Consider the following 13152-nt stretch of genomic DNA (forward strand, 5'->3'; position numbering starts at 1 on the left):
TTGTTCCACGAAGGGAAGGCACATGGCTGAACTGCCACTGAGCGGACGTACCGTTCTGATGTCGGGTGGAAGCCGCGGCATCGGTTTGGCAATCGCCGTGCGCGTTGCTCGTGCGGGCGCGAACGTTGCGTTCATCGCTAAGACCGATGAGCCAGATCCGCGCATTCCCGGTACGGTGCACACCGCAGCGGCGGAGATCGAGGAAGCTGGCGGGAAGGCTCTGCCGATCATCGGTGACATCCGGGACGAGCACGCAGTCCGCGGTGCGGTGACGCAAGTCGTCGACGCATTCGGAGGCATCGACTTCGTCGTCAACAATGCCTCCGCGATCGCTCTCCAGGGTTTCGGGGAACTACCGATCAAGCGGTACGATCTCATGCTCGACGTCAACGCCCGGGGCGCGTTCGTCCTGACTTCTTCTGCGTTGCCGCATTTGCTCCGTTCAGACGACCCGCGAGTATTGACCTTGTCGCCTCCGATCAACCTGGACCGCAAGTGGTTCGCCGCGCACGCGCCGTACACCGCGAGCAAGTACGCGATGACGATGCTGACCATGGGGCTGGCGGAGGAATATCGGGATCAAGGCATTGTCGCTAACTGCCTGTGGCCAGCCACGCTCATCGCAACGGCAGCGGTGCGCAATGTCGTTGCTGGGGATGGCGGTGTGCGCTCTTCGCGCCGACCGGAGATCATGGCGGACGCTGCGGAGGTGCTGCTGACCCAGCCGACCTCCGCAGGGAGCGGCGAGTGCTACATCGACTCCGAGGTTCTGCGAGCGGCCGGGGTCACCGACCTGTCGGCCTACGCCTACGACGGGGCCAGCGAGGCCGACCTGTCGCCGGATCTTTTCCTTTGATGCCGTTTTTGACGCGGAATCATGCGCTGAGGACTTGATGGAATCCTCGTGTTCCATTTTCTGCTGCTGGAGACGGGTTTGAGCACTTGCTCTTCGAATGACACGGCCGAGCTCATTTCTACGCCGCGGGGACATCCACGTACCCGCATATCCCTAAGAGAACTCGTGCCCGAAAGTCGTGATTTCGATCTTTTCCGCACCACCGTGGAGCACGATGATCTACGGCGAGCGCTGCGTGAGTGCCCGAGACCGCGGGATCGTCGTTAGCTGCGCGATCCGAGCGAGGACGTCGTCCTGGGTCGCATCCGCGTTCAGGTGCTGGTGGGAGTAGGGCACTCCGAGTTCGTCGGCGAGGCGGCGCAGGCGACGTTCGTAGGCGGCCGAGCTGTACTCCTCGCCGACCACCACGGTGGCGAGGCCGATTCCGAGTCCTTCTGCGCGGAGACGGTGGACGTCTTCTTCCAGGCTCGCCTTGAACCACAGCCGCGCGGTCCGCCGAGCTGCCCTAGACAGCCACCGTGAGCGATGTCGCCGGAACGCGCTTCGGACCTGCTATGACGGTTGAAACCAGCCCATCCTGAGGAATCACCCTGATGACCGGACCACGACTTGCCGACCGTCGTGGCCCAGATAGGTCAAGTGACGTAGCCGTGGATTTGGCTTGCGCGATTGGTTCAGTGCATATCGAATTTGATCGAGGTGGTGTTTGCGTCGCTTCGATGGATCGCGTGGGCTCTGCGCAGTTAGGTGGCGACCAAGACAACGCCCGCGAAGTGAGGTGGGGAAGTTGGGAGCCGCAGAGCGGTTGGTAGTGGGGCTGCTGTTGGGTTGGGTGGTGTTGGTTCGGCTGCTCTGTTCGGGTGGACGTGGGGTGGTTCGTTGTCATGGGTGCGGGCGTTGTGTGTCTCGGCTTTGAGGAAAGGGGCCGAGATGGGTGGGTTGAGTGGTTCGGGTTTTGTGGATGCTGTGGCGGGCCGTCGTCGTGGGCTGCGCTCGGTGGCGGAGCCTGTGGGTGGTGTGCGGTTTGCGTTTTATGGGCGGATGTCGACCAGTGAGTTTCAGGATGCGGGGACGTCGCGTGGGTGGCAGCGGGCGGTGGCGGAGGAGTTGGTTGAGGGTGTCGGTGTGATCGTGGCTGACTTCTTTGATGAGGGCTGGTCGCGGAGGTGGTCGTGGTGGGATCGGCCTGCCGCGGCCGCCCTGTTGACGGCGGCGGAGGATCGGGGCCGTGAGTTCGATGCGGTGGTGGTGGGTGAGTACGAGCGTGCTTTCTATGGTGATCAGTTCCGAGACGTTGTGGCCCGGCTAAACGAGCTCGGGGTGCAAGTCTGGCTACCCGAGGCCGGCGGGCCGGTCGAGCTGGACAGCCCGGTTCATGAGGCGTTGATGGCGTTGCTGGGCGCGCAGGCGCAGCGCGAGGTGGTGCGGGCTCGGTATCGGGTGAAGGCGTCGATGGCGGCCCAGGTGCGGTCGCAGGGGCGTTTTCTGGGTGGTCGGCCGCCGTATGGGTATCGGTTGGCTGATGGTGGGCCGCATCCAAACGCGGTGCATGCGCGGTGGGGGCGGTGGGTGCATGTGTTGGAGCCGGATCCGGTGACCGCGCCGTGGGTGCGGTGGATGTTTGCCGAGCGTGCTCGTGGTCGGTCGGTGGCGTCGTTGGCGCGGGAGCTCAACGAGCGTGGTGTGCCGTGCCCGGCCGGGGCGGATCAGGTCCGGAATCGGCACCGGGCGGGGCAGCGGTGGATCGCACGAACCGTTGGGGGGATTTTGGAGAATCCGCGGTATACGGGTCGGCAGGTCTGGAACCGGCAGACAACCCAGGGCCACGGTGCCGGGGGACGGGCAAGCGGCAGGGGCTCAGGGGCGGTGCGTGCGAACTCGGTGAACGACTGGGAGGTATCCGAGGGGTTGGCTCATGCGCCGTTGGTTGATGAGGCGACGTTTGTCGCCGTTCAGCGGGTACGTGCCGCGCGACCTACCAAGACCGGTGACACGCGTGAGTATGTGCTGGCCGGGTTGGTGGTGTGTGGTGAGTGCGGTCGTCGGATGGATGCGCACTGGGTGCACGGCCGTGCGGGGTATCGCTGTCGTCATGGTTACACCACCGCCACACCACGGCCGGAGGAGGCACCCCGCAACGTCTACGTCCGTGAGGACCATCTCCGCGATGTCTTACCAGGGTTGCTTAGCCAGCAAGAGTGGGAACTACCGGAGGATGCTCTGGGCCTGGAGATCGGTGAGTATCTCGCGAGCAACGGGCTGGAAGTGGTGTGCGGTCACGGAAGCTGGGAGCTCAAGCCGACGCCACACCACGCGACCGCGGGACCGATGGTGGCACCTGGCCAGATGACCCTAGGGCTCGACATGAACCCTATCCCCAAGTCCTGGGAGAGAAGATCAGCTTTCAGCGATGATGATCCCTGATCACGGATCTAGAAGATCCGTGGGGTAAAAGAGTGTCCGAGGGGGGACTTGAACCCCCACGCCCATTAGTAGGGCACTAGCACCTCAAGCTAGCGCGTCTGCCATTCCGCCACTCGGACATCTCGGGTCACCGCCGTTTCCGGGGTGTTCCCGCTGTGTTGTGCTAATAGATTAGCTCATGGTCAACAGGGCCTTGCAGGGACCCCCCTGTTTGCGCCTCGGGTGATAGAAATGCCTGGTGAGCGAGCACAACGGGATCTCCGGTAGTGATCAGGACGCGGGGTTGGCGCTGGCGCAGGACGAGGTCGTCTCCCTGGCCAGCGACCTGATCCGCATCGACAGCACGAACACGGGTGACGCCGACACCCTGGTTCCCGAGCGGGCCGCGGCCGAGTACGTGGCCGAGAAGCTCGGTGAGGTCGGGTACGAGGTGACCTACGTCGAGGCCGGCGACCAGGTGGGGCGGGCGAACGTGGTGGCCCGGCTGCCCGGGGCCGACTCGTCGCGAGGCGGGTTGCTGGTGCACGGGCACCTCGACGCCGTGCCCGCGGACCCGGCCGAGTGGTCCGTGCACCCCTTCTCCGGGGCCGTGCAGGACGGCTACGTGTGGGGGCGCGGGGCCGTGGACATGAAGGACATGCTGGCGATGAGCCTGGCCATCGCCCGCCGCTACAAGCGCGACGGCATCGTGCCGCCGCGCGACATCGTCTTCGCGTTCGTCTCCGACGAGGAAGCCGGCGGCTTCCAGGGGGCGCAGTGGCTGGTGGACCACCGGCCGGAGCTGTTCGAGGGCTGCACCGAGGCCATCAGTGAGGTCGGCGGCTACTCGCTGACCCTCAAGGACGGGGTGCGCGCCTACCTGGTGCAGACCGCCGAGAAGGGCATCCGCTGGCTGAAGCTGCGGGTGCGGGCGCGCGCGGGGCACGGGTCGATGGTGCACTCCGACAACGCCGTCACCCAGCTGTCCGAGGCCGTCGCCAAGCTCGGGCAGCACCGGTTCCCGCTGATCATGAGCGACAGCGTGCAGGAGTTCCTGGACGGGGTCAGCGAGATCACCGGCTGGGACTTCCCGGAGGACGACCTCGAAGGCTCGGTCGCCAAGCTCGGCAACATCTCCCGCATCATCGGGGCGACGCTGCGCGACACCGCCAACCCGACGATGCTCACCGCCGGGTACAAGCACAACGTCATCCCCTCGGTCGCCGAGGCCGCCGTGGACTGCCGCATCCTGCCCGCCCGCGAGGAGGCCTTCGACCGGGAGCTCGCCGAGCTGCTGGGCCCGGACGTCGAGCGCGAGTGGGTCGGGCTGCCGCCGGTGGAGACGAAGTTCGAGGGCCGCCTGGTCGAGCAGATGCAGGCCTCGCTGCTGGCCGAGGACCCGGGCGCCAAGGCGCTGCCCTACATGATGTCGGGCGGCACCGACGCCAAGTCCTTCGCGCGCCTGGGCATGAACTGCTACGGCTTCGCGCCGCTGCAGCTGCCCGCCGACCTGGACTTCTCCGCGCTGTTCCACGGCGTCGACGAGCGGGTTCCGGTCGACGCGCTGAAGTTCGGCGTGCGAGTGCTGGACCGGTTCATCCGCAACAGCTGACTGTCGGTGGCGTCTGGTTTGATCTCCCGTAGTTGATCATCGTTTCGGGAGGTGTCGCGTGGACCTGGCGCGCTTGGTGGAGAGCTACCTGGAGCACCTGCAGGCTCGGAAGCTGGCGGCCAACTCGCTGCGCGCCTACCGCCGCGACCTGGAGTCGGTGGCCGGTGAGCTCGCCGAGCTCACCGGCACGCCGTCCGACCGGCTGCCCGTCGACGACCTCGACGCCTCGGTGCTGCGGTCGGCGTTCGCGCGCTTCGCCGCCAAGCGCTCGGCGGCGACCGTGACGCGGGCCTGGTCGACGTGGAACGGGTTGTTCGGGTTCGGCGTCATCGAGGGCGCGGTGGCGGGCAATCCGATGCAGGTGGTGCCCAAGCCGCGCAGCGCCCCGGCCGCGCCCAAGCCGCTGCAGGGGGAGGAGACCCCGGAGCGCCTGCTCAAGCAGGTGGCCTCCGGGGTCCGGAAGGCCCGCAACCCGTGGCCGGAGCGGGACCTGGCGATCCTGGCGACGCTGCTGTGCACGGGTGTGCGCTCGGCGGAGCTGCTGGAGCTGACCGTGGCGTCGCTGGCCGGGCGCGGCGGCGACCGGCGGCTGCACGTGCAGGGCAAGGGTGGCAAGAGCCGGTCCATCCCGATCGAGGACAGCCTCGACGGGCTGATCCAGACCTACCTGCGCACCCGCAAGCAGCGCTTCGGCAACCGGCTCCCCGGGGCCGAGCCGCTGTTCGTCGACCACCGCGGCGAGAAGCTGCAGCGCGGCGGCCTGCAGTACCTGGTGCGCCGGTCGCTGCAGGCCGCGGGCGTGTCCGATCGGGTGCAGCCCGGGGCGATGGTGCACGCGCTGCGCCACACCTTCGCGACCCGCTTGGCCGAGGACGGGGCGAGCGCCGCCGAGATCGCCAAGCTCCTCGGGCACTCCTCGATCAACTCCAGCCAGACCTACATCGACGTCACCGCCCGTGAGCAGCGGCTGTCGGTCAAGGCGAACCGGACTCACCGGGTCCTCGGCGAGCTCGGCTGAGAGGAGTTCTGGTGCTTGCCCTGCTCGGCGGCGCGGGCTGAGTCCCGCACCTGGAGCAGCGGCTCCGGGAAAGGCCTAGCCCCAGGAGGTCGCTTCGGCGAGCCCGATTCGGGCGCCCCACGGGTCGGTGAGCAGCATCGTCTTGCCCAGCACCGGGTGGGTGCGGCGCTCGACCTCGCCGTCTCGCTCGGCGGCGTAGCGCTCGATCTCGTCGAGGTCGGCGACCGCGACGTAGCACAGCCAGCCCGTCTCGCCGGTGGCTTCGGTGCGCCCGGCGACCGTCCGGCCCGCGGAGGTGTAGGCGCCGTCCTGGACCTCCCAGCCCAGGGTGTCGGCCCAGAACGCGTCGGCGCGGGCGGTGTCGGTCGTGGTCAGCTCCGCCCAGCAGGGTTCGCCCGGGCGCGGTTCCGGGGCCAGCGGACCGTGCTGGGCGCGTCCCTTGGTGACCTGCGCGAGCGCGTCGTCCGGGCCGGTCAGCGAGCAGTCCATCGGGGCCCCGGCGAACACCAGCCGGAACCCGGTGGCCTCGTCGGCGCGGGGCTTGCGGATGAACGCGCAGCGGCGGTTGCCGACCCAGCAGTCCAGGCCGGGACCGGCCGGGACCGGGGACCAGTCGAGCACGGCGCGGTAGAAGAAGGCAGCATCGATCGGGTCGGGACTGAGCAGGTCGACGCGGCGCAAGCCGCGGACCGCGGGACGTGCGGACACCGTCGTTTCCTCGCCGCCGGGGTTCGTCTCATCTTGCCACCCGGTCATGTCGTCACAATGCTCCGTTTGCCGTTCCGGGCTCCGTTTGCCGTTCGGCAGTGGGCTCCGTTCGCCGTTGCGGCCGGGCGGGTCCTTCGGTGTTCAGCGGAGGCGTTCGAGCTCGGCGGCCACGTCGACGACCTGGGCCGCGAGCTTGCGCACGTCCGCGTGGTCGGCATCGTCGTCGACCGCGGTGACCACGTCCTCGGCCGCGCAGCGCAGCTGGAACAGGCGGTCCTGCAGGTCCGCGAGCTCGACGGCCGAGAGCACCACCGAGTCCTCGGGGAGTCCGCCGCGCTGCACCGCCGTGCGCCGCTCGTAGGCGCGCTGCCTGCACGACTGGGCGCAGTACAGGCGCGGCCTGCCCTGCCGCCCTGAATCGGGCACGCGCCTGCCGCACCAGGCGCAGTGCCGCACCTGGCGAGCTCGTCGGGTCGGCTCGACGGGGTTGTCCACGCTGATCACGTTAGTCAATCCCGGTGATCTTCACCGACCCGCCACGCCGAGGTCACGTCCACCGGCCGGTTACCCGGGAGTCACCTGGGTGGGGGACAGTGGTCCTCGTGACGCATCCCTTCCTGGACGGGCCGTTGCCGCGCGCGTTCGCCCACCGCGGCTGGCACCTCGGCGAACTCGCCGACATGGAGAACTCGCTCAGCGCCTTCCGCGCCGCCGCGGACGAGGGCTACCGGTACGTCGAGACCGATGTGCACGCCACGGCCGACGGTGTCGTGGTGCTGCACCACGACGCGAACCTGCGGCGCACCACCGACCGGGCGGGTGAGATCGCGCGCCTGCCGTTCGCGGAGGTCGCCCGCGCCCGCATCTGCGGCCGGGAACCGGTGGCGAGCCTGGACGCGGCGCTGGAGGAGTTCCCGGACCTGCTGCTCAACATCGACGTCAAGGCCGACAGCGCCGCCGGACCGGTCCTGCGGACCCTGCGCAGGCACAACGCCTGGGACCGGGTGTGCCTGGCCTCCTTCGACGACCGGCGGCTGACCCTGCTGCGCAAGGTCGGCGGGGGACGCCTGCTGACCTCCACCGGGCAGCGCGGTGTCGCGGCGCTGTGGGCGTGCTCGCGGGCCGGGTCGCTGTTCCGGCGGAAGCTGATCCGGGGAGCGGCCGTGCAGGTCCCCGTGCGGCACCAGGGGCTGGAGGTCGTCGACGAGCGGTTCGTGGCCCTGGCGCACCGGTGGGGCGTGGAGGTCCACGTGTGGACCGTCGACGACCCCGCGGAGATGCGGCGGCTGCTGGATCTCGGCGTGGACGGGCTGGTCACCGACCGGCCCGACCTGCTGAACGGGTTGCTGCGGGAACGCGTCGCGGGATAAGCGGAAGAATCGTGCGCGAGTGCGTCTCACGACCACTCCGGTAGCCAGTATGGTGCCTCCAATCGAGTGATCCACTCCGCCGGAGGACCGAACGGAATGAGCGTGATGGACAGCGAAGCGGGACCCGGGACCGCGCAGCGTCGGCGGGAACAACGCGGCTGGTGCTGGTACGACTGGGCGAACTCGGTGTTCCCCACGTCGGTGACCACCGTCTTCCTCTCGCTGTACCTGACCTCGGTGGCCACCGCCGCGGCCAAGGCCGACGTCGCGCGCAACGGCCTGAACGCCTGCGCCGGCGACAACTCGCTGGTCAACTGCGACATCTCGATGCTGGGGCTGACGTTCCCTGCCGGGTCGCTGTGGGGTTACCTGCTGTCGGTGGCCACGGTGGTGCAGGTCGTGGTGCTGCCGATCACCGGCGCCATCGCCGACCGCACCCAGAACAAGCGCATGATGCTGGCGATCTTCGCCTTCGGCGGCGCGTTCACCACCGGGCTGCTCGCGCTGGTCGCCGGGCAGAACTGGCAGCTGGGCGTGGTGCTGTTCATCATCGGCAACATCTGCTTCGGCGCCTCGATCGTCGTCTACTACTCGTTCCTGCCCGAGATCGCCGACGCCGACGAGCGCGACCGGGTCTCCACCCGCGGCTGGGCGATCGGCTACCTCGGCGGCGGCACGGCGCTGGCGCTGCACCTGGTCATCTACCTCGGGCACGACGCCGTGGGCCTGTCGGAGTCGGCGGCCGTCCGGCTGATCTTCTTCTCCTCCGGCGTCTGGTGGGCGGTGTTCACGCTGCTGCCGCTGACCGCGCTGCGCAGGCACCAGGCGCCCGAGGGCGGGGAGAGGGGAACCGCGGCGGTCACCGCGGGCTTCAAGCAGCTGCTGCACACGCTGCGCGAGGCCAAGCACTTCCCGCTGACCCTGGCGTTCCTGGGCGCCTACTGGATCTACACCGACGGCATCTCCACGGTCTCCCAGGTCTCGGCGCAGTACGGCAGCCTGGAGCTCAAGCTGCCGCAGGACTCGCTGATCGTGACGCTGCTGATCGTGCAGTTCATCGCCTTCGTCGGCGGTGTGCTGCACGGGGTGCTGGCCCGCCGGATCGGCGCGAAGAAGACCATCCTGGTCAGCCTGGCGTTCTGGTTGCTGGTGCTGGTGGCGGCCTACTTCGTGCAGGCCGGGCAGCAGATGCAGTTCTACGGGCTGGCCGTGGGGATCGGTCTCGTCCTCGGGGGCACCAACGCGCTGTCCCGTTCGTTGTTCAGCCAGATGATTCCGCCGGGCCGCGAGGCCGAGTACTTCTCGCTCTACGAGGTGGGGGAGCGCTCGACGTCGTGGCTCGGGCCGCTGGTGTTCGCCGGGGTCGGTCAGGCGACCGGCTCGTTCCGGCTGGCCATCATCTCGCTGGTGATCTTCTTCGCGGTCGGCCTGGTGCTGGTCGCGCTGGTGCCGGTCCGCCGGGCCATCGAGGCGGTGGGCAACCGGGCACCGGAGCTGCTCTGAGTCATGTGCGCAGCGTGATCAGGCGTGTTCGTCTCGCGATCGAGCGCGCATTGCTCCATGCTGGTGATCTAGGTGGTGCGGGGAATCCGCGGAAACGGAATATGCCAGTACGCTGCGTTGTGATCACGGGGAGGATCATGGCATTACGAGCAGTCACGTCCAGGGCAGGTCCTTCGGCCGTACGGGTCGTGATCTGCATCCCACAATGACTAACAATCCGGGGTCCTGCTTGGCGGTAGTGACCGGACATCTGGCACTATCACCCGTTCGAACCCACCTACGGATTGCTGTCGGGAGAACGCGTCACGAACGCGACCTGGCCGCGTCCCTAGGAGGACAGCCGTCGTTGACGGGTGAACAATGTCACCGACGGCGACCAGCAGCACGACACCGGGAACAGACGACGGGTACTCCGTCGTTGCACACGGTGAGCACAACCGCTCGGGAACTGCGCCCGAGCCGAAGGGAAAGGAACCGTCATGGCCGACCGCGTTCTGCGTGGCAGCCGGCTCGGAGCTGTCAGCTACGAGACCGACCGTAACCACGACCTCGCACCGCGCCGGACGGTGCGCTACGCCTGCCCCAAGAGCCACGAGTTCGAGGTGCCCTTCTCCGACGACGCCGAGGTCCCCCCGACTTGGGAATGCCGCCTGCACGGCACCGAGTCGAAGATCATCGACGGCAACGAGCCGGAGCAGAAGAAGAGCAAGCCGCCGCGCACCCACTGGGACATGCTGCTCGAACGGCGCACGATCCCTGAGCTCGAAGAGCTGCTCAACGAGCGGCTGGAGCTGTTGAGGACTCGTCGGGGTCGTTGATTCATTGAACATCGCAAGCGCCCGGGCTCTTACTTGTGGCTCGGGCGCTTACGTGTGTCCGGGGTAGGGTTTAAAGATCAACTGCTCCGTGGTCTTGTTGCTTGGCGGTGCGGGTAGCGGAACCTGACACGCCTTCTGGCTCCGGGATCCGAGGCTCATGTATGCCGATACACGACACGTCGGCTCCCCAGAAGACGTGTCAGAACCCGCGGCGGTGCCAGTTGCTCAGGTGGGGTACTGAGAAACCGGCTTCGCCGGTTGCCTGACGTGGATCAGGGGAGTAGCTGGCGTGCGGTTCTCGTTGCTTGGGTGGTTCTTCTGCGGATTCCCCACGTGGTGACCCTGAGCAGGGCTTCCTTGACGATGTCGGCGTCCATCTTGGAGGTGCCGAGCTCTCGTTCGACGAAGGTGATGGGGACTTCGGCGACCTTGAAGCCCGCTTCCACCGCGCGCAGGGCCAGGTCCACCTGGAAGCAGTAGCCCTGCGAGGCGACGTTGTGCAGCTGGAGGGTTTCCAGGACCTCTCGGCGGTAGACGCGGTAGCCCGAGGTGATGTCGTTGATCGGGACGCCCAGGGCGAGCTTGGAGTAGAGGTTGGCGCCCCGGGACAGGAACTCCCGGTACCAGGGCCAGTTCACCGTGCGACCGCCCGTGACGTAGCGGGAGCCCAGGACCACGTCGGCGCCCGTGCCCCGCTCACCGAGCATGCCGACCAGGCGCGGCAGGTCCTCCGGGGCGTGCGAGCCGTCGGCGTCCATCTCCATGATCGCCGTGTGATCGCGAGCCAGGGCCCACTCGAACCCGGCGACGTACGCGGCCCCCAGACCGGCCTTCGCCGTGCGGTGCAGGACGTGCACCCGGTCGTCCTCGGCCGCCAGCCGGTCGGCGACCTCACCGGTGCCGTCGGGGCTGCCGTCGTCGACGACCAGCACGTTCGCCGTCGGCAGCGCGTCGAACAGCCGCCGCACGATCGGCTCCAGGTTCTCCCGCTCGTTGTAGGTCGGGATCACCACCAGCACCTTCTCGGCCGGCGCTTGCCTCGCCATCCACATCCTCCTAGCCGGTCGTCGCCGACCGGCCGCGCACTCGTTCGTCGATCAGGCGCCGGACTTCCGCGCCCGCCACCCGGCGGCCGCGATCGCGCCCACCCCCAGCACCGCCAGTGTCCACATCGGAACCGAACCGAGCTCGGTCGCCCAGGTTCGATTCGACCGCAGCGGAACCTCGGCGACCAGGTTCTGCTCGGTGAACAGCTCCGTCCGCGCGGCCACCGACCCGTCCGGCGCCACCACGGCGCTGACCCCGCTGGTCGCGCCGACCAGCACCGCGCGACCCGTCTCCACCGCGCGCAGCCGCGACATCGCCAGCTGCTGGTAGCTCATCTCGGAATGCCCGTACCAGGCGTTGTTGGTGGGCACCGCCAGCAGCGTGGCGCCCTCCGCCGCGGCCGGGCCGAACACGTCGTCGTAGGCGACGTCGTAGCAGATGCCCACGCCCAGCTTCAGGCCCGCGACGTCGAGCACGCCCGGGTCGTCGCCCGGGACCATGTCGGACTGGAAGCGGTCCACGAACGGGCTGACCAGGCGCGCGACCTCGCGCATCGGGATCGTCTCGGCGAAGGGCACCAGGTGCTGCTTGACGTAGCGGTCGCCGAAGCCGGTCTCCGGGTCCCAGCGCACGATCTCGTTGCGCAGCTGCTGGTCGCGGTCCTGCCCCAGCCCGCCGACGATCAGCGGCACCCCCAGCCGGGAGGCGATCGCCGACAGCTCCGGATCGCTGCGTGCCGGGCCCCAGCTGCCGACCTGCTCCGGGAACAGCACGAAGTCGGGTTTGGGCACGCGCCCGGCCTGCACGTCGTCCACGAGCTCCTCAGCGGCGCGCACGTGGTTGTCGTGCAGCACGTCGTCCTCGTAGAGCAGGCCCAGGCCGAGGTTGGGGGCGTTGCCCTGGATGATCGCCACCCGCTTGGTCCCGGCGTTGGCGTCGGTGCCCACCAGCGGCCAGCACGCCAGCCCGCCCAGCAGCGGCACCGCGATCGCGGCCACCGGCACCGCCCAGCGGCGCGGGGCGCGGATCAGCCCAGCCCGCCCGATGAGGCCAGCCCGCCCGATCAGCCCAGCCCGCCCGATCAGCCCAGCCCGCCCGATCAGCCCAGCCCGCCCGATCAACTCCGCCAGGCCGGACCCGGCCAGGGCCACGGCGAAGGAGACCAGGGTGGCGCCGCCGATCGCGGCCAGCGACAGCATCGGACCGGTGTCCTGGGTGAAGGCCAGCCTGCCCCACGGGAAACCGCCGAAGGGGAACGCCGAGCGCACCGACTCGGCGGTGACGAACACCGCCGCCATCCACACCGGAGCCACCGGAAGGCGGCTGACCAGGGCCATCCCGGCACCGGCCAGGCCGATGAACAGCGCCTCCACCGCGGCCACGCCCAGCCAGGGCCAGGGGCCGAAGTCGGCGCCGAGGAAGTCCTGCAGCCAGCCCAGCAGAGGCAGCAGGAACGCGAAGCCGAACACCACGCCGTAGCCGAAGCCCGCGCGCGCACTGCGGTGGCGCACCACGGCGCCCAGCACCGCGATCGCCAGCGGCGCGACCCACCAGGCCTCGCGCGGCGGTGACCCCGCGTAGAGGGCGAACCCGGCGGCGATCACCGCGACGAGGCGCAGCGCCCACGCGGCCCGCGGTCCGGGAGTGCGTCGAACCGGCTGCGCGACGTCCTGCGCAGGAGCCGTGGGGACTACCACCCGATCAACCTTCTCGGTGCTCATGTCGGCCCCGGACCGGGGCCACCAACGTTGCCGGCGCGCCCCAGACGCGCCTCGACCCAAATGTACGCGCAGGACCGCGCGCTCCTGCCCCGGCGG

At 68.9% G+C, this 13152-nt stretch carries 12 protein-coding genes and 1 tRNA gene; 7 read left to right on the top strand and 6 right to left on the bottom strand.

Going from position 1 to position 13152, the window contains the following annotated elements:
- The first annotated feature begins 22 nt into the window (after positions 1-22).
- Positions 23-856, top strand: coding sequence for an SDR family oxidoreductase (locus QFW96_RS24430; RefSeq protein ID WP_281458060.1), 834 nt, complete (start codon positions 23-25; stop codon positions 854-856).
- A 219-nt stretch (positions 857-1075) separates the two neighbouring features.
- On the opposite strand, the gene QFW96_RS24435 is transcribed toward QFW96_RS24430, so the two are convergent.
- Positions 1076-1369: a tetrahydrofolate dehydrogenase/cyclohydrolase catalytic domain-containing protein gene (locus QFW96_RS24435; protein WP_343231406.1), complete on the bottom strand. Its 294-nt coding sequence runs from the start codon at positions 1367-1369 to the stop codon at positions 1076-1078.
- Between the two features lie 417 nt (positions 1370-1786).
- Here QFW96_RS24435 and QFW96_RS24440 point away from each other — a divergent pair, with 417 nt between their 5' ends.
- The gene (locus QFW96_RS24440; RefSeq protein ID WP_281458061.1) at positions 1787-3280 is read left to right on the top strand and encodes a recombinase family protein; all 1494 of its coding nucleotides are present in this window, start codon (positions 1787-1789) and stop codon (positions 3278-3280) included.
- Positions 3281-3313: 33 nt separating this feature from the next.
- Here QFW96_RS24440 and QFW96_RS24445 read toward each other — a convergent pair.
- Positions 3314-3399, bottom strand: a tRNA-Leu gene (locus QFW96_RS24445).
- A 119-nt stretch (positions 3400-3518) separates the two neighbouring features.
- Here QFW96_RS24445 and QFW96_RS24450 point away from each other — a divergent pair.
- The gene (locus tag QFW96_RS24450; protein ID WP_281458062.1) at positions 3519-4871 is read left to right on the top strand and encodes a M20/M25/M40 family metallo-hydrolase; all 1353 of its coding nucleotides are present in this window, start codon (positions 3519-3521) and stop codon (positions 4869-4871) included.
- 58 nt (positions 4872-4929) lie between these two features.
- On the top strand, positions 4930-5889 hold the full coding sequence (locus QFW96_RS24455; protein WP_281458063.1) for a tyrosine-type recombinase/integrase: 960 nt from the start codon (positions 4930-4932) through the stop codon (positions 5887-5889).
- Positions 5890-5964: 75 nt separating this feature from the next.
- On the opposite strand, the gene QFW96_RS24460 is transcribed toward QFW96_RS24455, so the two are convergent.
- Positions 5965-6597 carry a VOC family protein gene (locus tag QFW96_RS24460; RefSeq protein WP_281458064.1) on the bottom strand — a complete coding sequence of 211 codons (633 nt, stop codon included), beginning with the start codon at positions 6595-6597 and terminating at the stop codon, positions 5965-5967.
- Positions 6598-6738: 141 nt separating this feature from the next.
- A complete protein-coding gene (locus tag QFW96_RS24465; protein ID WP_093420650.1) occupies positions 6739-7092 on the bottom strand; it encodes a hypothetical protein in 354 nt (117 codons plus the stop codon).
- Positions 7093-7199: 107 nt separating this feature from the next.
- On the opposite strand from QFW96_RS24465, the gene QFW96_RS24470 reads away from it, so the two are divergent.
- The 3 genes from QFW96_RS24470 (at position 7200) to QFW96_RS24480 (ending at position 10288) form a co-directional block, all read left to right on the top strand.
- Positions 7200-7967, top strand: coding sequence for a glycerophosphodiester phosphodiesterase family protein (locus tag QFW96_RS24470; RefSeq protein WP_281458065.1), 768 nt, complete (start codon positions 7200-7202; stop codon positions 7965-7967).
- Positions 7968-8063: 96 nt separating this feature from the next.
- Positions 8064-9470 (top strand): MFS transporter, encoded by a 1407-nt coding sequence (locus QFW96_RS24475; RefSeq protein WP_281458066.1) that lies wholly within the window; start codon positions 8064-8066, stop codon positions 9468-9470.
- Between the two features lie 479 nt (positions 9471-9949).
- On the top strand, positions 9950-10288 hold the full coding sequence (locus QFW96_RS24480) for an RNA polymerase-binding protein RbpA (protein WP_281458067.1): 339 nt from the start codon (positions 9950-9952) through the stop codon (positions 10286-10288).
- Positions 10289-10560: 272 nt separating this feature from the next.
- On the opposite strand, the gene QFW96_RS24485 is transcribed toward QFW96_RS24480, so the two are convergent.
- Together QFW96_RS24485 and lnt are read right to left on the bottom strand one after the other, a co-directional pair.
- The gene (locus QFW96_RS24485) at positions 10561-11334 is read right to left on the bottom strand and encodes a polyprenol monophosphomannose synthase (RefSeq protein ID WP_281458068.1); all 774 of its coding nucleotides are present in this window, start codon (positions 11332-11334) and stop codon (positions 10561-10563) included.
- 51 nt (positions 11335-11385) lie between these two features.
- Complete coding sequence (gene lnt / locus QFW96_RS24490; protein ID WP_281458069.1) at positions 11386-13032, bottom strand: apolipoprotein N-acyltransferase; 1647 nt, start codon at positions 13030-13032, stop codon at positions 11386-11388.
- Positions 13033-13152: the final 120 nt, after the last annotated feature.

It is taken from the genome of Saccharopolyspora ipomoeae (assembly GCF_029952525.1).
Taxonomy (GTDB): domain Bacteria; phylum Actinomycetota; class Actinomycetes; order Mycobacteriales; family Pseudonocardiaceae; genus Saccharopolyspora; species Saccharopolyspora ipomoeae.

Bases quoted from the DNA above. Each gene is read 5' to 3' on its own strand.
- QFW96_RS24430 (WP_281458060.1), top strand. From the start codon at position 23: ATGGCTGAACTGCCACTGAGCGGACGTACCGTTCTGATGTCGGGTGGA.
- QFW96_RS24440 (WP_281458061.1), top strand. From the start codon at position 1,787: ATGGGTGGGTTGAGTGGTTCGGGTTTTGTGGATGCTGTGGCGGGCCGT.
- QFW96_RS24475 (WP_281458066.1), top strand. From the start codon at position 8,064: ATGAGCGTGATGGACAGCGAAGCGGGACCCGGGACCGCGCAGCGTCGG.
- QFW96_RS24480 (WP_281458067.1), top strand. From the start codon at position 9,950: ATGGCCGACCGCGTTCTGCGTGGCAGCCGGCTCGGAGCTGTCAGCTAC.
- QFW96_RS24485 (WP_281458068.1), bottom strand. From the start codon at position 11,334: ATGGCGAGGCAAGCGCCGGCCGAGAAGGTGCTGGTGGTGATCCCGACC.